This window comes from Clostridium sp., from assembly GCF_036642255.1.
Lineage (GTDB): Bacteria > Bacillota > Clostridia > Clostridiales > Clostridiaceae > Clostridium_J.
Window position 1 is genome coordinate 1 of record NZ_JAVWDJ010000054.1, and the last position, 22,695, is coordinate 22,695.

Consider the following 22,695-nt stretch of genomic DNA (forward strand, 5'->3'; position numbering starts at 1 on the left):
ATTCTGAAAGGCACCTACCTCTGGAACTCTGGTATGTTTGTTTGGAGAGCAGATGGTCTCCTTATGAAATTGCGACCCAAAAGTGTCGTTGGTATTACTAGGTTTAATCATACTTATCACCTCTTAAGAGTAGTACTATTATTATGTGTAGCTTAATAAAACACATACAGAGTAAACTATAAGTTAGTAGCAAATATAGTTTTAATATCTTGTGGTAAAATATAGCTATGGTGTGATTGGAAATTATAATGAATTATGTCGCAATGGGGAGATATGGCGACTAAAACTGAAGTGAATGAAGTAACAACAATTTTAATTTCTACCGGAACTGCTGATGCAATAACATTAGTAAATGGTAAAAGGTACAGTTTCAAGGCAACTACAAACAGTACTGCAGCAGTAACTATAAATGGTAAAGCATTCAAGAAGTTTGATGGAGCAGTTATTGGTAATGGTGGAGACGGAGGTGCTTAGGTCAGTACGGTCAAGGTGGCGGAGCTGGTACAAAGACATCACTTGCTGGCACTGGAGGTACTGGCTTTGTTGTTATTATGGAAGTAACTATAATCAGGGGAAGTGATGTAAATGCATATGTATAATGAAGCAGTGAAATATGCTATTAGGAAAGACAATTTAATAATAGATATAGTGGATGAATATATAGAAGGTGCTATAAAAGTACCTTCTATTGTTCAAATAGGATGGACTTACAATGAAGATTTAAAATTATTTGAAACACCAATTCCGCCACTTGGATTTGCTTATGATTGGCAAGGTAATAATTTTATACCATTAACAGAAGAAGTAAAAAATGAACAAAATGAGTACTCAGAAAAACAAGATTTATTTCAAAGAATGAGTGCTGAAAAGTTCGTTAAAGAAAGTGAAGATTTATTAATTCAAGAAATGATAGATAGGGGAATATTATAATAAGTGTATTGATAGAAGCATTAAATAGAAAATATAAAGCTGGTAAATTAGCAATTGAAAAATTAGATGAAATGTTGGCTAATAATCAGATAACTCAAGAAGAGTATAACTATATTGTGAGTTAATTAGATTTAATAAATTTTATTGCTTTGATACCTTTAAATGGAAGTAAGATTTGACTTAACTTATAGATAGTGGTAGTATGTCTCTGAAAACTCAATAATAATTAGGGAGGACTATGTAATGAAAGCTAAAAAGTTATATATTGGGATATTAATGGCAGCTATTATTTTTATAACAGGTTGTGCTGCAAAGAACAATGGTGCCACTGATAGTAATGCTGAAGGTAATGCATCACAAAGTGTAGAACTGGAAACGGCTGAGATAAAAGATCTTACTGAACTTATGCAAAAAATACAAAGTGAAGATGGAGTTCAGGGGATTAATGCATCTAAAGATAATGATGTTGTAACTGCAAATATTACATTGAAAAGTGATGCTGATAGCAGTAAAGCAAAGGCATTAGCAGATAAATATGCAAAGCAAATTAAAAAAATCTATGATGCTAAAAAAGCTAATGTAAATGTAATTCAAAATGAAAAAAATATTGCTAATGTTATAGTTGAATAATGTTAAATGGATAGACTCCTCATCTGAGGAGTTTTTGTTTTAGTACGATGTGCATCACATCTATATGAGTTAAAAAAGAAACCGGAATATTTTGGTTTTACAGACAAAACAATTGATGATCAAGGCATAACATTGAAATTTAAGTTAATTGAAAAAAATAGTAATAACGGATCACGAAAAAAAGAGAAATGGAATTTATTAAGGAAAGAAAACCATTAAGCCAAAGTGGGATTAGAGATCGCCAGAAAAATGTAGAAGATAAAATCGAAGCACTTATGCAATTTTTGAATGACAATTATAAAAATAATGAAAAGCTATAGTATAAAATAAGTGCTCTGCAAAGATAAATTCCAATTTATCATTGAGTTAATTCCTAATCTTATTATCAAACGACGTAAGTTAAAATTACGTCGCTTTTGATTTATATTCTGAACTTCTAATAAACTAATCCCTTATTGCTAAAACTATATTGCAAAAGGAGTGATTTTATGAAAAAAATAATTGCTCTAATGTTAGTTGTATTTATTGTTTTAGCAATTCCAGTAGTAATGTATTTACAAAATGTAAATAAAGACTATAATTGTTTTCAAACTAGAACTGAAAAAACAACAAAAGAAGTAAGTGAAGTATTTAATAGTAGTCAAAATACTAAAGAAGAAGAAAAAAGAGTTAAACTATATATAGCTGTCATGAGAGATGCATTCAAAATAAAGAATGGTGGAAATAGATTTATAGCGATAAAAAAAGATGCACTTGTAGGTCTTGATGAAAAATCAAAGGAAAAAGTACTAGAAGGGTTTAAAGATTTATCACCAAATCTATATTGGTTTGAAGACATTAAGGACAATGAAGCTGTAATTGAAGCAACCTCTTGGTATGGTAATTTAGGGGCAGTTATCCCAACGTACAAAGCGATATACAAAAATGGACAATGGGAATTAAAAAATATAAGTACAGGTGTAGCATAAAGACTCAATAGAAATTGGCAAGAAACTATAAGAAAAATGGTTTTGTGGCTGTCGGAAATTTTTTAAAAACTGACTAAAGAGCAAACTTATTTAAGATGTCAAAATTATATTACATATTCCCTATGTTCAACAATATAGGAGTAGAAACATTATAGGTTTTCTACTCCTTTTAGTTTTACTAAAATTCTGCCAGTGTCTCCATCAGCATATACTCTATAGATCACAGAGGATAATAATTTCCTTTTTTCGGACACTGAGGATAGGCATGATATATTTGATAAATTTCTAAAATTTTTCATTATTTTTTCTATGTTATTTAAGGTGCCTACCTGTGACATACTTTGAACTTTAATATCATTAATTTTCTGCTCCATGATTTTATTTTCATTCTTTAATTCGCTAATTTTATTTAGTAACATAGTAGCCGTTTCTGTATCTGTTGTTAAACCTATGTTGTTTAACAGATTGTCTATCATTTGTTTATTTTGATTAATTGAGGAGGTAATCTTCCTTACTCCTGTGTTCTCATCAGATTTTTCTAAATCATCTTTATAGGTTTTTAATTCCTTTATAAGAGTACTTTTATCAAGACTTAATTCTTTGAGCTTTTCAAGGATAATTTCATCTAAATCCACACCATTAACATTACGATTAGTGCATCTAGTTTTACCTGAATTATGTTTCAATGTGCACATGTAATAATATTTTTTAATCCCTTTATTAGTATATTGTTTACCATAGGCAACTCTCATGGGGCTGCCACAATTACTACACCTAATCATTCCACTAAGCAAAGCCTCATGACTCGAACCTAGTGCTGGGGCTTTACTTTTATTATCGTTTATTATTTTCTGAATATCTAACCATTTTGAAGAGGAGATTATACCCTCATGGAAAGATACTGAAGCTATCCATTCAGAGGTGTTTTTTATTCGATTTGAACCATTTTTACCTTTACGCTTCTTGTACGTTAATATGCCATGTATACCATCAACTTTCCCAGTTACCTTTAGACCATTTGATTTTAGATGACTTATAACCTTACTGTCAGCTCTAACATACACAGGGTTTGTAAGAACTGCACTTATGGAATTTGCTGACCAATCTTTGTTATTTTTGGTTCTAATATTGTTACTTAACATGTATTTTTCAACTTTACCGATACTCTTTAATTCTAAATACTTATCAAATATAAGATTAACTAGTTCTATTTCCTCTTGAATAGGTACTAGAATACAAAAGGTTCTACCTTTACCATCAGAATCTTTTAGTTGTAATCTTTGTTTTTTATAGCCAGTGGGGGTGGTTCCACCTAGCCATTTTCCTGCTTCTGCTAAGGCATACATATTGTCTCTTACTCTTGAAGAAATAGTTTCTCTTTCCAATTGAGCAAATACACTGGCAATATACATCATTGCCCGTCCCATAGCTGAAGAGGTATCAAATTGCTCATTAACTGAAATAAAAGATATTCCTAGATTTTCAAGATCATTAGCTAGAGTGGAGAAGTCTGCAACATTTCTACTGATTCTATCTAGTTTATAGCATATAAGTAAGTTAAACTTTTTATCTCTAGCATCTTCTAACATTTTTATAAACCCTGGTCTATCTATGTTCTTTCCAGAGAACCCTTCATCCTTATAGACGAAAATTTCTTCTACAGACATGTGGGATAAATAATTCTTACAGAGTTTTATTTGATTCTCGATAGAGTCTCCTTTTTCAGTAAGCTTGGATTTTCTTGCATAGATAGCTGCATTCATAGAAACCCCTCTCTTTATCATTGAAACTCTTCAGTAATTTTAGTTATAACTTGCTCAATAATAGGTTTATTTTTGGGAAGATGATTTTTTAATATTGAAAAATAGGTTTTAGTTAATTCTTCTTCCAAAACTTTTGTATCTTTTGGACTTTCTATTTCAATCTGGAGTGATACTTTTGTATATTGGTTTGGCATAAATCCCCCAAGATAATTGATTTCATTTATATATATTCATCTTGGAAGGTAATAATTAGTTATTTTATAATTATCTCAATATTGTAGCTCTCGTTATCCTTATTAACGTATATACATTCTATAAAATATCCTTGATAATGTTTTATAATAAAGTATGTTTTCACAGGAGGGACTTATTACTAAAGAAAATTAGATGCATAATAAATCTGGTTAAAAACAAATGTTATTAAAATTTGCAATAGTTATTAAGTAAAAAGTCTTTATGACATATTAAATACAGTGATGAGAACTATTTTAGAGTTAAGCATTTGTATACTATATTTTTTCAGCAAACAAAAATATGTACTTTGAAAAGTATTTAATTCCTAGTTTGTTACAACTGTTTCTTCTTAGATTAAGTATGTAGCTATCATTAAAGAATTTGAATTTCAATATAAATAAACCATACCTATATTGAAACATAGATATGGTTTGGTAAAATTTTATATACCTTGCTAATACATAAAAGGTCAGATAATTTAATTAATGTTAAGTTTTTTCAGGTAAAGTTATATTAACTGATAAAGATGAGGGATGAGTATTATTTAATGCTAAATAATGCTTTGACTTTTCAATGTATTCCTCTGCATCTAAAATATGAGCAAAAATTTTATACATAGTTCCTAAGTCTAAATAGCGGTTATTTTTTATTAGGAAGTTTTCACACTTCAAAAAATATTTATGAGATTTAATATAATTAAGTTCAGTATATTCTGCATAACCACAAATAAAATAATAATTCATTAAGTTCTTTTTTTTAAGAAATTTAGGCTCTATATTTGTATAATTATTGATAATATAATCAATATTTTCACTATTGTAGTTTATTATTAATCCTTGTAGCTTATAAGACTCATGGAGTTCTTTACAATAGTTTTCATTTTTAATTAAATCATTTACTAAAAGAATACCTTCTTCAAATTTTGATAAATAACGTAAACAGTTAAGATAATTCATATAACATTCACCCTCATGATAAGTGTCATTAGTTACGTTAAATAAAAATATAGCTTTCTTAATATAATCGAGGGCGGTTTTGTAATCGCCAATGTGAAAATAAGAAATGTTTAAGTTTAAATAAATACCAGCTACAATTTTATTATAATAAAAATTACTATTTTTAGATAAAAACTTTTCTAACTCCTCTTTTACAGAACAATATTTCCCTAAAATGCAATAGATACTACTAATATTATTATTTATAATGAAGTATATTTCTTTGTCAGTATAATTATAGCTATATATATGATTACTTGCTGCAAATAAATATTTAAGTGCCTTTTCATAATTTTTATTCTTTAGTACTATTTTAGCTAAAGTGTTCAGAGCAACCGCAATTTCTGCACAATAAGATCTCTTGATATTTAAATTTTCGCTTTTATATAAGCAAATAAACTTTTTTAATAATTTAGCGGATTGATGAAATAAATCTATCATAAAGTAGGACATTCCAATATAATATAAATCTATCAATGTGTAATTATATTTCTGGGTTTCGTAATTAGTTGCAATATCTGCGTATTTCTCACTATTATAAAGCATACTAATATGATTTGAAGGATAATATAACTCATTAGAAAGGTCGGAAAGAAAAAAGTATGTGATTGGGACCTCTAATTTCTGTGATAAATATTCTAATTGCTCAATCGAAGGTGAAACTTTATTACTTTCGATTTTGCTTAAGGTAGGACGTGATAGAACTTTACTCGAAAGCTCATGCTGGGTAAGGTTTTTTTCTTGTCGTAAACTCCTAATCTTTTCACCTAAAAATAAAGACATCATTACCTCCTGTTCTAAAATAGAACAAATCTTAGAATGTTATAAATTGTTATAGGTTTATTAAGTGATAAATAACAATAATAAGTTTATTCATTAATCTTACCATATATAGTGAATAGTGAGCAATTCACTAATTTGACCTAATTGAATAGCCTAGGCTATTATAGTAGTACTTAAGAAGCTTAAGAGAGATATGTATTTTATAAGACTTTTAAGTTTAGAACAAAAGTATAAAATGTGTATTGATTATTTAGATTTTATTAGGGGGATGGGTATATATGAAAAAGTTATGTATTGTTTTATTAACTGCGGTGAATTTGTATTTTGTTTCAAATAATGCTACAAATATTAATTTGGAGATAAGTAGTAGGCATAATATCGCAATAGTGTCAAACGATGTAGTTCCATTAGGGGAAAAGGATCCTATAATTTTTTCTATAGAAGTCTCTTAGAAAAATAGTATTGTAACGTTAATGTACAAGCTTTGAAATATGACAGTATCATAGAAAATATGCAAACTATTAAAAAACTACTTAAGAAGTTTGTATGGATATTATTTGCCTTCAGTTTTAGTTTTTAATAAGCATATAATCGGAACGGGACCATTGAAGATGCAATTTAATATGAAATTGTAAAGGTGATTTTGTTAAGATAATGCTTAAAATTTCAACTAAAGAGTTTTGTAACAACATATCAATGATTAGTCATATTAAAGTAAGAGTTTTTAAGGAGGAAGCATACCACACATGGGCACAATTTTTGCATTAGCTCCATTTATTACAATGATTCATATACAAAGTTAGCTTATTTCAATAATATCAAAATTTTCATCATTGTATTTAGAGGGTTATTTAAAATAGAGGAGTTATGTAATCTTATAAAAAATATTATCAAAATAATCTATGGGGGGATTTTTAATGATTAAAAAAGGTCTAATCAAAAAGTTAATGTTTTCTTCGGTTCTTGCATTGCTCTGTTTAACACCTGTTAAAGCATTTGCAGATGATTTTAGTTCAAATGGGTATATCGATAACTCAATCGATATAACTACTTTTGAAAATGAAGCTACTACGGCGGATAAGGAGTATGTGAAGTTAAGAAATTCACTAGTATCAAAATATGGTTATAAGAAAGCCTATGTAATGCTTGGTTCTGTACCAGTTGAAAAAAAAGTTATACCGATAGATAGCAATAGTAATTCAGTAAATTCTACATCATCCTATTTGCCGATGGCAGTTGATCCAGTCATTGATAGTAGGGTGAGTGTGCCTGGTCAAGTTACTGGTAAAGGTAATTTAGTAATTACTATTTATAAAAATCTTACTAGTAATTATATGGACATATGGTATGAAATGAATTATACAACTGATACTTCTGGCGTGGGAGCAAAAACAAAAGGTGATGTCATGGCTAGTAGCTTTGCTACTTCTAATGTTTATAAGGTATCTACAAGCTACTCAGGTGTCATAGAAGATTATGTTCCTTATTCATGTGGAGGCACAGGAACAATTAAAGGTGGCAGTAACTATGCTCGTATGGTATTTATGGTTAAACCTCGATATTCAGGTGTTAATGTGAGTAATATATATGAAGAAACAAATTTAGTGTATGGTAAGAGAACTACTAATTTGGGGGATAATTTTTCTTTTTCGGTACAAGCTGGATATATAGGAATTAGTATTACAGGATCTGGAATGGAAAAATATTCGGCAGATTTAACATTTTAAAAGGAGGTTTATTAATTATGAATAATAAAAATATGTTTTTTAAAAAGTTGCTGATGCTCGTATTTTGTTTAACTTTATGTGTAATACCAACGAAAGTGTTTGCAAGTGATTTTGGTTTATCTAATGTAGAAAATATATCAGATGACTCACTTATTTTTGAACAAAATGCAACTGAGAAAGATAAAGAATATGTAAAGCTGAAAAATAAGCTTATTGATAAATATGGACCTAAAAAAGCATATGCTGTTCTTGGATTTATAGCTGTGGAAGAAAAAACTATACCTTTAACAGATGAAAACTACAATAATTTAGAAACTGTAAGTCCATTAGCTTATGATGATAATATCCTGACATTTGCTGCTACACCAAAGTCAGTGACCAAGGGAACTATGACAGTAACTATGTATAAAAATCTTACACAGAATTACATGGATATTTGGGGTGAAATGACTTACTCATCAGGCAATTCAGCTGGGCTCTTAGGTCTATTTGGAGGTAAATATGGTGACTCCATGGGTTTAAGCTATGATTATACTCAAGTTTCAAAAATAGGGACATCCCTTTCTGGTGCTATAACTAATCATGTTTCTGCATTAGGGGGAGGGTCTGGTTCAATTGCCTATGGCTCTACCTATGCTAGAATCGTATACACTGTTAAGCCTAATACAAGCGGCACAAATATAGCTAATTGTCATGGAAATACAATTATGTTATATGCTAGGAGGACATCTAAAGTTGCCGATAACATCGAAATATCAATTGGTAATGGAGTTATAAGTGTTACTTACGGTGATCACTATTCTCCCAATTATCTAGAATATCCAGGTTGGTAATTGATTGGAGGGGTTTCCTATGGATTCAGTCATTTTATCAATATTGCTCTATATATTAATCATTCCCTTAATTTCTAGTTCGGTATTTTTTTTCTTATTTAGTCGCTTATCTAAAGAAAAAAAATATAATGAAAAAATTACTTTTATAGGAATTTGTATATGTTTTTTTTCTCTTAGTTTATTATTGATAGAAAAAGATTTAAGTCTTAATATACTTCAATCGAATATTAAAAATATCTTGGTTATGTTAAGTTTAATACTTGTTTATCTTTTAGTTATAATTATTTATGTTAAAATATTTAATAAGCAATATTTAAGAACTCTAAAAAAAACAATAACATTGCCACTTATATCCATATCAATATATGCAGGGCTTGTGTTTTCATATTCACCTGTTGAGATAGGGTTAATGCGAGGTATAATGCTATCACTTTTAATTTTGTTGGTTTTTTATGTATATAAGATATATAATACTATTTCAGCAATTAAGGATGAAAAGAATAAAGTTTAAGTGATTTTAAAGTTAATAAACAAATAGTTTAGAGATTAGGAAGTTTGGACTTAATAAATAGGAGAGATGGGTTGTTTTAATGATAGATTGTAAAATAGAGTATCATTAAAACAACTCACTTTTTATTACAAATAGTATATTAGTGATGAAGAAGAAAAAATTACTTCTTTAGGTATCATCATGCAAATATGAAAAGGTAAAGCAGGTAACTACATAATAAAATTATCTAATTTTATTAGAAAGAATTCAGTGCATAGTGAATTTAAAGTATTATACAAAGGAAGAGCAACTAAAAAGCTAGTGGATTTAATTGGGGATTCCATGAAACCGTTAATACTCATAAAGTTAAATTATGAAATCAAAAAGTAGGCAATAGCATGGTTATGGCATACCATAACCATGCTATTGCCTACCATATTTGAGAGTCAAAAAACTCTCAAGCTTATGCTTTTTATGAGCTTTTATTAGGAGAATCTATGAAGAAGTATTATTTTTAAATTTATTAATCATAATAAATTGTTTTCTTGAAGGAAAAGAGATTTCATTTTCAAATTTTCCAATTGAAATAGGACTTAATGATGAAAGTTTAGCTAAATATTTTTGAGTTAGGTTTAAGTTGCTTCTTAGCTCCTTAATAGAATTACCGTAGTTAGATAACACTTCTTTATAGTAATTATGATATAAGAGTTCTATAGAGATAGTATACACCTTAGAAATTAAGTCAAGTTTATTTGGATTAAGAAACTCCTCATCGAAATCCTTGTCAGTTAAGTCAGAAACAACACTTCTAATCCTAGAGAAGATTTTATTGTCACTAATAGAAATTCTAGAGAGCTTGGAGTAAAATTGTTTTAATAAGTTCATAAATAACTTTTTCTCAAAGTAGTAAATTCAATGGTAAAGTGGGTAGCAATTTTATCAGGAGAGCAGATGTATTCTTAAAAGAAATGAAAAGATATTTACCAAAGATGCATACATCTATTAATGAGATTTATATGCATATTGGTGAGGAAGCTGAAAATGAAGTTATTAAGGAACAATATGAGATAATTGATGGCATATCCGTTGATTTCGGAATTATGCAGAAAACCCGAAAAGCCTATGTGATAAAATGCCAATTTACATGGGATGATATTGGAACCTTTGCCGCACTATCGAGATTTTTATCAAATCACAGGGGAAATAGTATTTCTGGAAATGCTTTCTTAGAAGCTAGTGAAAACTGTTCTGTTTTTGGTGATAAAAATCTTGTTATTGGATTTGGAGTAAAGGACTTAGTTATTGTTGATGCTGGGGATGTTATTCTTGTTATGGATAAATCGAAAGATCAAGAGATTAAACACCTGTTAAATGGACTTAAGGCAGAGAAGAAATTTGAGGAGTTTTTGTAAAGATGAAGGAGCTATACTAAAGGTATGGCTCTTTTATTTTTTATTTCGAGAGGTATTTCCAGTAATTGTACTTATTATTCATATATATTTGAGTGAGAATAAATTTTCAATTCAAATTCAAAATTTGCCATTAAGTAATGGGTGAAAGGTAACGAATACAAATATATATAAGTATGCATATTTGTTATTTTAGGGATTTTTCAAATAATACAAATTAAACAGCACATTAAGAGTAGAAAACTAGGGATATTTATAAGAAACTAAAGGGGGAATTTACATGAAGAGTAAAATATTAACGCTGATTATAGCTGCGGCACTGGCAATGGCGCCAACTAATGCTTTCGCTGATACAGGGGAAGTTGAAGCAGGAATCACACCTGATAGCATTTTCTATTTTGTTGATAAAGTTACAGAGGACATAGAATTAGCTATTAATACTGATCCAGTTAAGGAAATAGAAGTTTTAGCTGAGATATCCGAAGAAAGATTAGCTGAAGCAGATGTTATGGTAGAAGAAGAAAAAGTGGAACTTGCAGATGAAGTTATTGCAGAAAGTGAAGAAGTTCAAGAAGAAATAGATGTAATAATAGAAGAAGAAACTGAAAACATAGAGGACATGCCTGTTGAGGAAAAAGAAAGATTCGAAGAAGCTATAAAAAATATGGAAGCTTATACTGAAAGAGTTATTGCAAAGTTAAATGCACTTTCAGAAAAGTTACCTGAGGGATCTAAAGTAGTTATTGAAAGAGTTATAGAAAGTCAAGTTAGAAAGAAAGAAGCTTTAGTAAGCTTTATGGAAGCAAAGCAAACTTACAGTGTGGCAAAAGAGGAGCTTAATTCATATAAAGAACAATTAGAGCAAGCTAAATTAGAAGGTAATGAAGCATTAGTCCTAGAACTTCAAGGGAAAATAGATGAATTGACCCCAGCAGTGGAAGAAGCTAAGGCTAATATAAAATTAGTTAAAGAAGAAGCTAAGGAAATAGATAAGGCAATTAAGGAAGATGTTAAGGTTATTAAGAATGCAGCTGAAAAAACTCTAAAAAAAGAAGAACTTAAAGATGAAATAGAAGGTGAAATCCCTGCAGAAGTGCAAAGAATTAAGGCTGAGGAAGTTAAAAAAGCAGAAGAAGTAAAGGCTGAGAAAACTAAAAAGGCAGAAGAGGAAAAAGTTGAAGCAGCTAAAAAGGTAGAAGAAGTAAAAACTGAGGCTCCTAAGAAAGTAGAAGAAAGTGTCCAAGCCGAGCAAAAAGAAAAAGCAGTAGAGAAGGCTCCTGAGGCTAAAGAGAAAAAGGAAGACGCTAAGAAAAAGGTAGAAGTAAAAAAAGAGAGTAGTGAAAGTAAAGAAAAGTCTAAAAACTAATAAAACTTTCAGTATTTACTTAAAAATTTTATCCTAGATAGATAAGAAAATTAAGTTAAAATAAGGATTTTAAGTAATTTATGTAAAAAAGAGAGAGTCATACTAAAGGTATGGCTCTTTTGTTACGAAAAGAATATTGTATATGGTAATATTATCTACATGTGTAAATTATAAGTATGTATGGTAATAATGGTCAAATGTGAATTAATGCAATTAAGTGTTAATTGTGTGATTCTAAATATGAAGTAAATTTAACAAATTAAATATTTAACAATATAGGAAAATAATGTATAATTATAGTGTATTAGTTACAAAAAAATTAACTCATTAATAATTGGGCTTTTATATATGTCCATTATTCAAGTTTATGAAGCTTTATTTTTGTAACATAATAATATATAAATGGGGAGGAACCAAAAAATGAAAGCAATTAAAAAAATAGTTGCCTTAGGAATTGGAGCATTAATGTCTGTTGCAGTTCTTACAGGATGCTCAACGGATGACATGGCGCTTTATAGAGCACTTAACAAATCTCAGGACATTACTACAGCTACAACTAAGACAGAAATGAGTTTAAATCTGTCAGCTGAAAATTTATCAGCTCAAGAAGCAGAAATGGTTCAAGGAATTATGCCAATGCTTAATAACTCAAAGCTTACTGTGACTTCTAAGATGGAACAAAATAAGGAAAAGACAATAGCTAAAGTTGAAAGCAACATTGAAGTTAAATCTCCAGATATGTCTATTAACATGGGGGTATGGGTGGATACTGATTTAACAAAAAGCCAGCCAGAATTTAGGGAGATAGTTAAACTTCCTACAATGTTTACTTCACAAGTACCAGAACTTGCAGGGAAAGAATATATGGTAATTGACTTTGAAGATATGGCTAATATTCCAGGAGCACAACAGCCAAACTTTGAGCAAATCATGGAGTTTAGCAAGGACTTCCAAGGTAAATTAGTGGATTTCATAGATAAATATGCTGCTCAATTTAAACCAAGCAAAGACATAGTTAAAAGAGTTGGATCAGAAACTATTGTACAAAACGGAGTATCACAATCTGCAGAAATATATGAAATTAAATTTGATGATGCTACTTTTAAGGAATTATTAAGATACACTGCTAATAACTTTGCACAAAATGAAGATGCAATAGCATTTATTAAAGAGTACATGTTATCAAGTCTTTCTGTGTCAGGATTACCACAAGAAGAATTAGCAGCTGCTAAAGCTGAAATGGAAAAGGTTTTTGCTGATTATGAAAGCAATTTACCACAATTCTTAGAGGAAATGAATGCAGCATTTGATGAACTTGATGGAATAAAGATTTTAGGACAAAAAGGTATCACTATTAGATTTGCTGTGAATGCTGATGGATATGTTATAAATGAAAAAGGTAACATGGAGTTTGTACTTGATTTAGGACAAATGAATAAAGATGCTGCAGCTAATGGACAAGAGCCAGTAACTGGAGTTTACACAATAGGTTTAGAGTTCAATTCAGATATTACTAATATAAACAAACCTGTTACAATTACTTTCCCAGTATTAACTGCTAGTAATTCAGTTAGTTTCAGTGATTTAATGGAAAGCACAATTCCTAATCCTAAACCTGAAATACCTGTAGTAAAAACAGGTTGGGTTTTAGAAAATGGAAATTGGAAGTACAATGATTCAAACGGAGTTAGCAAAAAAGGCTGGCTTCAAGATGGAGGCAAGTGGTACTACCTAAACAAAGATGGCGTTATGTCAACTGGATGGGTTAAAGAAAGAGGCAATTGGTTCTATTTAAATAATGATGGAACAATGGCTGAAGGATGGGTTAAGCAAGGCGGAACATGGTATTTCATGGGATCAGATGGAACTATGAAAACTGGATGGGTACAAATAGGAAGCAAATGGTACTATTTAAATACTGATGGTTCTATGGCTCATAATACTAAAATAGGTTCACATAAACTAGGCGCTGATGGTGCTTGGGTTAAGTAATACCTAGTGATTTAAAAATAAAACAAATTTAAGGGAGTGGAATTCTCGAAAGAGAAGTCTACTCCTTTTGTTTTAATGTTTCACTTTTACTATAATTTACAACTAGTAGAGCAGTAAAAGGGGAGTTTGAAGCCATCAAAATGCTGTTAAATTTCCTAAAGTGATTATTGTGTGGGCAGGAAAATATCTTTACATATAATCCTGATTTTAAAGGAAATAAAAAAATAAGAAAAGTTTTTTGAAAGTTAAAGGAATTTGGAGTTTAATGTAGAAATACAACTATTATATTGGAATATTTTGCTTTTAATTTACTTTTTCAGAGGTTAAGTTACAGTAATTTACAAATGGCAAGTGGTTAGAAGCTTAATACAAATATATTGGTAGTTAATGATTAAAATTTAAGAGAGAAATTTTAAATATATGTGGATGAAAGTAATGTTTAATGCGTATAAAAGGTGTTGGGAAAGGGGAAGTGTTTCATGAAGAAAAGATTTAAAGTTTTAAATTTGTTGTTGGCCATTATATTCCTTTTTAGTATCTATCCTACAGTTAAGGTTTTTGCTGCAGAAGAGGATGGCAAAGAGTTACTTAAAGTTATTAAGGAGTATAAGGATTATAACATAGTAGTTAAGGAAGGACTTCTTCTTGATAAGGGAGAAAAAGCATCCTTAGGGGAATTTTTAAATGAAAATAAGGAAAATTTACATAATGTTAAATGGAAAACCTCTAAAAGTGGAATATTAACTTTAACGCAGCAGGGCGATATTACAGGGGTGTCCCATGGTACCACCATAGTGTCTGCAGAAATTGATAAGAATGTGTTTTTATTTGAAGTATTTGTAAATGATGCTGATAAAATGAAAGCTGCAAGAAGGATTACTGATTTAAACTCTACAGAAAAAATTTCTGTTACTACATTATCTTCTAATTCCTATAAAGTTTTTATTGATCCAGGTCATGGAGGGGCAGATCCAGGTGCCATAAGCACGGATAGAACCCTAAGAGAATCTGATGTTAATCTTAGAATGGCAAAGGTTCTAGAAGAAAAATTAAAGAGTCAGGGTATTCAAGTTAAGATGAGTAGATATGATGATACTTATGTGTCATTAGAAGGAAGAGCGGATATGGCAAACAAATGGGGAGCAACTTTATTTGTTTCCATCCATCAAAATTCTTTTTCTTCTGATACTGCAAATGGTATAGAAACCTTATATTATAAGGATAATATTGGAGCAAGTTTTAATTTAGCAACAAAGGTTCAAAATAAAATGATACAAGCTACAGGGCTTAGGGACAGAGGAACTAAATCACCATCTATTTATGTTTTAAAGGCAACTAACATGCCAGCAATTTTAACTGAATCAGGATTTATAACCAACCCAGTAGAGTTTGAAAAAATGAAAACTGATGAATATATAAATACTATTGCACTATCTATTTACGCTGGAATAGATGAATATTTGAAATCTGCACCAGTTAATAACGGACCTGTTGATGGAAATACTGGCAATAATGATAATATAAATATGTATTTTACTAAGAATCTTGAAGGTGGAGTGCAAGGAACAAATACTAGAAGATTTAACTCTCCAATGATTAAGGATAGTTATAGAAATGGTTCCTTTAAAGCTACAGTAGAAGTGAAAAAACAAGATGGAAGCATTGAGAAAATTGATAGAATTGTAAAGATAAGAAAAAACTAAGTTTATAAATTATGAATCATGGTGCATTTATATAATAATTATGTAAATGTACCTATTTTTTACAATTTATGAAGGAATAGTGGTATAATTAGCTATTATAATTGAAAGAAGGGGATGGTGTTATGGCGATTTTTTCTTTTAAAGAATTAGATGGTGAGAAAAGGTTACAGGTTTATGACTTTATAAAGGAAGCAAATGAATTATTTGATAAGTCATTTGTAGACATGGAGAAATTTTATTTAAGCGAAGTATTTAATAATGGAGATACTTTAATTGTATCCTTTTATGATAACAAAATCCTCGGAACTATAGGGGTTATAATAAAGGAAGTGCCAATTAAAGGAGAAGCTTTTATCACTGAAATTTTTATGAATAAGGATTTCTTAGATTATTCTTTGAAGGCCTATGGGGAGCACATTGTTAATGAACTTTTGCATAGAGCTATTAATATCTGTGAGGAACATGGTGCCAATAAGATTAGTTTAGGGATAAAAAATAAATTAAGCTTTTTAGAAGGTTATATATTAGATAATGATTTCTTTAAAACTCATGAAGCTATTATAATGAAATATACTAAAAAGGAAAAACCACAGGTTGATATGCAGCAGAGTTCATTAGAAGCTAAAGGTGAGGAAGAAATTATATCCAATGCAGTAAATACTAATATGGAAACAAAGCCTCGTAGAGATGAGGATGCTAATATAGACCTATTACCTCTTAGTGAGGAAACCCTCGAAGAATTTATGGCAATCCACAATGATGGATTCAAGGAAACTCCAAATGCTGCAACTTTGAGCATAAATGAAACAAGGGAATTATTTCATGGATATATGGGTAATGAAGACTTTATTGGAATTGTTAAATGGGAGAAGCAAAGCATAGGGGTATACATGCTTGCAATAGCTGATAATGTGGGTTGGATTGATAATATTGCTATATTAGAAGAGTTTAGAAGCAAGAACTTTGGAAAGCTTTTATTAAATAAGAGTATTGATTTGTTGAAGCATAAAGATGTTGAGAGCATAAAACTCCTAGTTATGAGCTCAAATACTTTGGCTTATAAGTTTTATAAGAAGTATGGTTTTGAAGAGGAGCAAGTTTATTCTACCTGGTATGAAAAAAACTAGCTAAAAAATATCCATAGAAGTGTTTAAAGGGATAAAAATACAAAGATATTCCTTAGTACAAAGGAAAAAGTGACTTTCGTTATGAATGATTTAGAAAAGGCAGGGATTAAGATGAAGGTTTTATATTATGATACATTTTCGGGAATTAGTGGAGATATGCATCTTGGGGCTATGGTTGACTTAGGTGTAGATCCAGTTTGTTTAATAGAAGAGCTTAAGAAATTAGGTCTTAGTGAGGAATATGAGATAAAGGTAAAAAGTGATGCAAGAAAAGGTATCACAGGAACTAAGGTGGATGTAATTTTGCTAAATCAGCAGGAGCATACTCATCATCAGGGAGAGCATCGGCACCACAGTCATGAAGAGCATCAAAATGGGCACAGGGAACATATCCATGAGGAGCATCAACGGGCTGAAAGGGAACATATCCATGAAGCTAAGAATAATCACGGTGCAGAGTTTTGGCAGGTTCGTGAGGAACGCCATGAACACAGTGGCGAAAAATACAATCAAGATGAGCATATAAGTGATGATGGAGGCCATGATCATCACCATGAATGGAATCACAACCATGAAAAAGGAGATATTCATACTCATAAGTGTAATGATGGTGAGGAAGAATTGCATAATCAGCCTCATAATCATTATGATGAAGAATCCCATACCCATGCATATAACCACAACTGTGGAGAAGGTGATATTCATGCACAGAACCATCACCATGAGCATCACAATGGAAATGTTGATGAAAGAAGTCATATCCATGATCATTCATATGAGCATGAACATTCTCATAATCATAATCATGAACATGAACAAGTTCATGGACACGAGCATACACATGGGGATGAAGATATTCACAGACATGAAGAAGTTCACGGAGAAGGACATTCTCATGAACATGGCCACTCCCATCATCATGATCACAGGAATTTGCGTGTTATCGAAAATCTTATTAATAAGAGTAAGTTAAGTGATAATGTGAAAAACCTTAGTATAGAAATTTTCAAACAAGTAGCAGAGGCTGAAGCTAAGGTTCATGGAAAGTCTCTTTATGAAGTTCATTTCCATGAGGTGGGAGCTACAGATTCTATTGTTGACATTGTGGGAGCTGCAATTTGTCTTGATTACTTAAAGGTGGATAGAGTTTTAGCTTCTCCAGTAGAAGTGGGTGGTGGCTTTGTTAAGTGTGCTCATGGACGTATGCCAGTGCCAGCCCCAGCTACTTCTGAAATTTTAAAAGGGGTTCCAATTACTACTGGAGCAGTACCTTTTGAAACCACAACCCCTACAGGAGCTGCAATTTTAAAGGTAGCAGTACATAAGTTTACTAAGGATATAGATTTTATCATAGATAAAGTAGCTTATGGAGTTGGAAACCGAGACACGGAAATACCTAATGTACTAAGGGTGTATCTTGGACATTATGATATCAATAAAGAAACAGCAGCATCTTTGGATGCAGAAGAAGCTAAAGAACTAATTATTGAATGTAATTTGGATGATATGAACAGTGAAGCATACGAATATATCTTTGAAAAACTATTTAAAATAGGAGCTAAGGATGTATACATAACTCCAATTATAATGAAGAAGGGCAGACCAGCTCAAAAACTTACAGTTCTTTGCTCTTATAAAATCCAAAGAGAAGTTGAAGATACATTACTTCGTGAAACTACCACCTTTGGTGTTAGGAAATATGAAGTAGAAAAGGTTATGTTAAATAGGGATTTTATAAAGGTTAACACTAAGTTCGGTGAAGTTACCGTTAAAAGAGGATTTTATAATGGCGAGGTTATAAAGTTTAAGGGAGAATATCAGTGTTGCAAGGAACTAGCCTTAAAAAATAATGTAACCCTTGAAGAAGTTTATAATGAAGTAACAAAAGCTATGATGAAAGAGGATGTTTAGATAACCATCCTTTTGAATTATATGATTTGATGAAACTTATATGGATAGTGAGATTTTGATCAAAGAGGTAGAAGCTGAGGAATGAGATATTAGCAGATTTATCATAAAAGTGCTATGGAAAAACTTTTATTGATTATATCTGTGATAGTTCACAAATTAATAGAACTCATGATGTATTAAACTAGTCTTTTATGGACTAGTTTTTATTTTTGTGGAAAATTAACTCTAAAATATATTATTCCAATATTCTGATTTATGCACAAATTTTGTATATTATGCATATTGATAAAGGTTAAGGATGTTGAAAAACGTTTACATATCTCCAAAAATGGGCATTCTAAAGGGTTTTAAAGTTGAGAAATAAAAATAATAAAATATTTTATAAAAAATGCTTGCATAAATATGAGTATCGGATGTATAATTATACACATGGAAGATAAATAATATTTATGGAGGTCTGAAAATGAAAAAGAATTTATTAAAGAACATAGCATTAACAGCAGTAATAGGGATTATGAGTTTTTCTTTTGCAGGATGCAGTAAAGCTTCAAATGGTGGAGAAAGCAAGGAAGCTTCAACTAAGGAAGTTGTAGCAACAACTATAGATAAAATTAAAGAATCTAAGAAATTAGTGATTGGAACTAGTGCAGACTATCCTCCATATGAGTTTCATAAGGAGATAGACGGAAAAGATACAATTATAGGTTTTGATGTAGATATTGCTCAGGAAATAGCGAAAGATTTAGGAGTGGAACTTGAAATCAATGATATGAAGTTTGATGGACTTATTGCAGCTCTTAAAACAGGAAAAGTAGATATGGTTCTTGCGGGAATGAATCCTACAGATGAGAGAAAGCAAAGTGTAGATTTTTCAAAGATTTACTATACTGCAGAACAAGCAGTAATTGTAAGAGCTGAGGATAAAGATAAATATAAATCTCTAGCAGATTTAAAGGGTAAAGAAGTTGGAGTACAAAAGGGATCAATTCAAGAAGGGCTTGCAACTGAACAAATAGAAGGCGCTACTGTTAAGGGGCTTGGAAAAGTTACAGATTTAGTTTTAGAACTTAAGAATAAAAAAGTGGATGCTATTATCGTTGAGGTTCCTGTAGCTAAGTTTTATGCAGAAAAGAATACGGATTTAGTTATCACAGATTGCAAATTTGCTATTGAAGAAGGGGAACAGGGTTCTGCCATCGCAATACAAAAGGGTGATGAAGCTTTTGTGGAAGCTGTTAACAAGACTTTAGATAGACTTATTAAAGAAGGAAAGATTGAAGAGTTTGTTGTTAAGGCAAATGAGCAAGTAGAATAATCTATCCATAGACATTTAGTATTTAATTAAAAGTTATTGGAGAAAATATATACTAAATTACTTTTACCCACAGGATATGGTCCTGTGGGTAGGTTTAAGTAAAGGAGGAGGACGAATTGGATTTTAGCTTTTTAGGAAAGTATTATAAGTTTTTTATTGAGGGAACTCAATATACGATTTTTATAGCATTTTTTACAGTGATTTTAGGAACTATAATAGGTCTGTTTTTAAGTTTAATGAAGCTTAGTAAAAATAAAATACTGAAGTTTTTGGCTTCTGTTTATATTGAATTTGTAAGAGGAACCCCAATACTTGTGCAATTATATATTATTTATTATGGATTACCAGCCATGGGAGTGGATCTTCCTGATATGCTTGCGGGGATAGTTACCCTATCAATAAATAGTGGTGCTTATGTGGCAGAAATAATAAGAGCTGGGATTAATGCAGTGGATAAGGGACAAATGGAAGCTGGTAGAAGTTTAGGCATGAGCAGTGCTATGACTATGAGATTAATTATTATTCCTCAGGCTTTCAAAAATATCTTACCAGCACTAGGAAATGAATTTATAACTATAATAAAAGAATCTTCTATTGTATCTGTAATTGGAATAGGAGAACTTATGTATAAGGCTGATACTGTAAGAGGAAACACAGCTATGCCTTTCGAACCATTGATTGTGGCTGCAGTAATTTATTTTGTTTTAACCTTTAGTTTATCTAAATTATTGGGAGTAGCTGAAAGGAGGATGAAAGCAAGTGATTCACATTAAGGATTTAAATAAAAGCTTTGGAAGTAACCATGTACTTAAGGGTGTAAATGAAGAGATTAAAAAAGGTGAAGTAGTAGTGGTTATTGGACCTAGTGGTTCTGGAAAGAGCACTTTTTTAAGATGCTTAAACTTACTTGAAGAACCTTCCTCTGGAACTATAGATTTTGAAGGAAATAATATTACGGATAAAAAAACGGATATTAACAAGATTAGAGAGAAAATGGGTATGGTGTTTCAGCAGTTTAATCTTTTTCCGCATAAAACAGTTTTAGACAATATTACTCTTTCTCCTCTTAAGGTTAAGGGAATGAAAAAAGAAGAAGCGGAAGAAAAAGCTTACAAGTTATTAGATAAAGTTGGGTTAAGGGAAAAAGCCAATGATTATCCATCATCTTTATCCGGTGGACAAAAGCAAAGAATAGCTATTGCAAGGGCACTTGCCATGGAACCAGATGTTATGCTCTTTGATGAGCCAACTTCTGCTCTAGATCCAGAGATGGTAGGGGAAGTTTTATCTGTTATGAAAGAGCTTGCGCGTGATGGAATGACTATGGTAGTGGTAACTCATGAAATGGGGTTTGCAAGGGAAGTTGGAGATAGGATTTTATTTATGGATGGGGGAAACATTGTTGAACAGGGAACCCCGGAAGAAATGTTTAAGAATCCTCAGCATCCTAGAACTATAGATTTTTTATCTAAAGTATTGTAATTTGTTGCATTCCTTGCAAGTTAAAAGCTAAGCTTTTATTAAATAGAAATACTAAGTGAATTAGTAATACAAGAGGAACTAGTCTTATTTATAGGACTAGTTTTTGTGTAGTTAAACAAAGTTAAGAAGCTATGGGAGGGATGTAAATCGACCCCAAATAGCATAAACTCTATATATTTTTATATTCTTTTATTGCTACATTTAAGCATTTATCTATTGTTATATAAAAATGGACATTGTAGTAAATATTATTAAACATGATATAATAATATTAGATAAGTTAATAATTAATATAGTATTTAGTTTAAAGAATAATTTTTAAAAAGTATTTACTATTTACAGATTAAAATAAGGAGTGATTATATGAGTCCATTGGCTAAAGAAATAATAGAAAAATTAAACAAAGAAGAGGATACGAGAGTTTTAGCAGAGGTTTTGGACTTTTATGAATATCTTAAGCTGAAAAGAAATAAAGAGTTACAAAAAAAGTGGGAAAATATATGTGAAGCAGAACCCACTGAGGAAGAGATAAGTTTATATAAGAATTATAAAGAATTAGAAGAGGAGCTTGTTCCTTTAAACAGCTTGATAAAGGAGCTCAATCTTCATGAAGAGTAACTATGAGATAAAGTTGAGTAAAAAAGCAGAAAAGTTTATAAGAAAGCAAGCTATAGATACTCAAAAAAGAATTTTAAAAGGAATCATTGAACTTCCAGGTGGAGATGTAAAGAAATTAAAAGGTATCAATGAGGTCTATAGATTAAGAGTTGGAGATTTTAGAATTTTATTTGAGAAAAATGATATAGAACTTATAATTATTGTAATTGATGTTGGAAATAGAGGCGAGATTTACAAATAATCTGCTCTGGAAAAATTAGCCTCAGGTGAACGCACCTGAGGTTAATTTTATATATAAACTAATATGCTCCATACGGCAAAGATTAAAGCTAAGGGTCCAATTATTAAGGATAAATACCCTAGGGACTTGTGGCTACCTTCTAAAACTTCTCGTATTCCATGTAGAAAACTAACTATGC

The 22,695-nt window shown here is 30.7% G+C and carries 21 protein-coding genes and 2 pseudogenes; 19 read left to right on the forward strand and 4 right to left on the reverse strand.

Going from position 1 to position 22,695, the window contains the following annotated elements:
- Positions 1 to 273 precede the first annotated feature (273 nt).
- The 4 genes from RR409_RS18300 to RR409_RS18315 all read left to right on the forward strand — a co-directional run bounded on the left by RR409_RS18300 (position 274) and on the right by RR409_RS18315 (position 2,528).
- On the forward strand, positions 274 to 474 hold the full coding sequence (locus tag RR409_RS18300; protein WP_332559216.1) for a hypothetical protein: 201 nt from the start codon (positions 274 to 276) through the stop codon (positions 472 to 474).
- 111 nt (positions 475 to 585) lie between these two features.
- A complete protein-coding gene (locus RR409_RS18305) occupies positions 586 to 930 on the forward strand; it encodes a hypothetical protein (protein WP_332559217.1) in 345 nt (114 codons plus the stop codon).
- Between the two features lie 243 nt (positions 931 to 1,173).
- Positions 1,174 to 1,560: a hypothetical protein gene (locus RR409_RS18310; protein ID WP_332559218.1), complete on the forward strand. Its 387-nt coding sequence runs from the start codon at positions 1,174 to 1,176 to the stop codon at positions 1,558 to 1,560.
- A 488-nt stretch (positions 1,561 to 2,048) separates the two neighbouring features.
- The gene (locus RR409_RS18315) at positions 2,049 to 2,528 is read left to right on the forward strand and encodes a hypothetical protein (protein WP_332559219.1); all 480 of its coding nucleotides are present in this window, start codon (positions 2,049 to 2,051) and stop codon (positions 2,526 to 2,528) included.
- A gap of 149 nt (positions 2,529 to 2,677) precedes the next feature.
- Here the strand turns inward: RR409_RS18315 and RR409_RS18320 are convergent, their stop codons facing one another.
- From RR409_RS18320 to RR409_RS18330, 3 genes are all read right to left on the reverse strand, one after another.
- The gene (locus tag RR409_RS18320; RefSeq protein WP_332559220.1) at positions 2,678 to 4,291 is read right to left on the reverse strand and encodes a recombinase family protein; all 1,614 of its coding nucleotides are present in this window, start codon (positions 4,289 to 4,291) and stop codon (positions 2,678 to 2,680) included.
- Positions 4,292 to 4,308: 17 nt separating this feature from the next.
- On the reverse strand, positions 4,309 to 4,485 hold the full coding sequence (locus RR409_RS18325; protein WP_332559221.1) for a hypothetical protein: 177 nt from the start codon (positions 4,483 to 4,485) through the stop codon (positions 4,309 to 4,311).
- Positions 4,486 to 5,013: 528 nt separating this feature from the next.
- A complete protein-coding gene (locus RR409_RS18330) occupies positions 5,014 to 6,303 on the reverse strand; it encodes a helix-turn-helix transcriptional regulator (RefSeq protein WP_332559222.1) in 1,290 nt (429 codons plus the stop codon).
- 278 nt (positions 6,304 to 6,581) lie between these two features.
- Here RR409_RS18330 and RR409_RS18335 point away from each other — a divergent pair, with 278 nt between their 5' ends.
- From RR409_RS18335 to RR409_RS18345, 3 genes are all read left to right on the forward strand, one after another.
- Positions 6,582 to 6,755 carry a hypothetical protein gene (locus tag RR409_RS18335; RefSeq protein ID WP_332559223.1) on the forward strand — a complete coding sequence of 58 codons (174 nt, stop codon included), beginning with the start codon at positions 6,582 to 6,584 and terminating at the stop codon, positions 6,753 to 6,755.
- A gap of 465 nt (positions 6,756 to 7,220) precedes the next feature.
- A complete protein-coding gene (locus RR409_RS18340) occupies positions 7,221 to 8,030 on the forward strand; it encodes a hypothetical protein (protein WP_332559224.1) in 810 nt (269 codons plus the stop codon).
- Positions 8,031 to 8,047: 17 nt separating this feature from the next.
- Positions 8,048 to 8,863 (forward strand): hypothetical protein, encoded by an 816-nt coding sequence (locus RR409_RS18345; protein WP_332559225.1) that lies wholly within the window; start codon positions 8,048 to 8,050, stop codon positions 8,861 to 8,863.
- A 985-nt stretch (positions 8,864 to 9,848) separates the two neighbouring features.
- On the opposite strand, the gene RR409_RS18350 is transcribed toward RR409_RS18345, so the two are convergent.
- Positions 9,849 to 10,238: a helix-turn-helix transcriptional regulator gene (locus RR409_RS18350; RefSeq protein WP_332559226.1), complete on the reverse strand. Its 390-nt coding sequence runs from the start codon at positions 10,236 to 10,238 to the stop codon at positions 9,849 to 9,851.
- Positions 10,239 to 10,288: 50 nt separating this feature from the next.
- Between RR409_RS18350 and RR409_RS18355 the strand changes: the two are divergent.
- The 12 genes and pseudogenes from RR409_RS18355 to RR409_RS18410 all read left to right on the forward strand — a co-directional run.
- Positions 10,289 to 10,765, forward strand: a pseudogene (locus RR409_RS18355) (mannose-1-phosphate guanylyltransferase); the annotation flags it as partial.
- A gap of 277 nt (positions 10,766 to 11,042) precedes the next feature.
- On the forward strand, positions 11,043 to 12,128 hold the full coding sequence (locus tag RR409_RS18360) for a DUF5667 domain-containing protein (protein ID WP_332559227.1): 1,086 nt from the start codon (positions 11,043 to 11,045) through the stop codon (positions 12,126 to 12,128).
- 420 nt (positions 12,129 to 12,548) lie between these two features.
- Positions 12,549 to 14,120, forward strand: coding sequence for a hypothetical protein (locus tag RR409_RS18365; RefSeq protein ID WP_332559228.1), 1,572 nt, complete (start codon positions 12,549 to 12,551; stop codon positions 14,118 to 14,120).
- 479 nt (positions 14,121 to 14,599) lie between these two features.
- Complete coding sequence (locus RR409_RS18370) at positions 14,600 to 15,823, forward strand: N-acetylmuramoyl-L-alanine amidase (protein ID WP_332559229.1); 1,224 nt, start codon at positions 14,600 to 14,602, stop codon at positions 15,821 to 15,823.
- A 122-nt stretch (positions 15,824 to 15,945) separates the two neighbouring features.
- Positions 15,946 to 16,950, forward strand: coding sequence for a GNAT family N-acetyltransferase (locus RR409_RS18375; RefSeq protein WP_332559230.1), 1,005 nt, complete (start codon positions 15,946 to 15,948; stop codon positions 16,948 to 16,950).
- Positions 16,951 to 17,061: 111 nt separating this feature from the next.
- Positions 17,062 to 17,292: pseudogene (larC, locus tag RR409_RS18380) on the forward strand (nickel insertion protein); the annotation flags it as partial.
- A 243-nt stretch (positions 17,293 to 17,535) separates the two neighbouring features.
- The gene (larC, locus tag RR409_RS18385) at positions 17,536 to 18,861 is read left to right on the forward strand and encodes a nickel pincer cofactor biosynthesis protein LarC (RefSeq protein WP_332559236.1); all 1,326 of its coding nucleotides are present in this window, start codon (positions 17,536 to 17,538) and stop codon (positions 18,859 to 18,861) included.
- 463 nt (positions 18,862 to 19,324) lie between these two features.
- Positions 19,325 to 20,176 (forward strand): ABC transporter substrate-binding protein, encoded by an 852-nt coding sequence (locus RR409_RS18390; RefSeq protein ID WP_332559231.1) that lies wholly within the window; start codon positions 19,325 to 19,327, stop codon positions 20,174 to 20,176.
- A gap of 116 nt (positions 20,177 to 20,292) precedes the next feature.
- Entirely contained in the window at positions 20,293 to 20,949 is a 657-nt protein-coding gene (locus RR409_RS18395; RefSeq protein WP_332559232.1) for an amino acid ABC transporter permease, read from the forward strand.
- Positions 20,936 to 21,658 carry an amino acid ABC transporter ATP-binding protein gene (locus tag RR409_RS18400; RefSeq protein ID WP_332559233.1) on the forward strand — a complete coding sequence of 241 codons (723 nt, stop codon included), beginning with the start codon at positions 20,936 to 20,938 and terminating at the stop codon, positions 21,656 to 21,658. Before RR409_RS18395 ends, RR409_RS18400 begins: the two co-directional genes overlap by 14 nt.
- 363 nt (positions 21,659 to 22,021) lie before the next feature.
- Complete coding sequence (locus tag RR409_RS18405; RefSeq protein ID WP_332559234.1) at positions 22,022 to 22,276, forward strand: hypothetical protein; 255 nt, start codon at positions 22,022 to 22,024, stop codon at positions 22,274 to 22,276.
- Entirely contained in the window at positions 22,266 to 22,517 is a 252-nt protein-coding gene (locus RR409_RS18410; protein ID WP_332559235.1) for a type II toxin-antitoxin system RelE/ParE family toxin, read from the forward strand. Before RR409_RS18405 ends, RR409_RS18410 begins: the two co-directional genes overlap by 11 nt.
- The last annotated feature ends 178 nt before the right edge of the window (positions 22,518 to 22,695 follow it).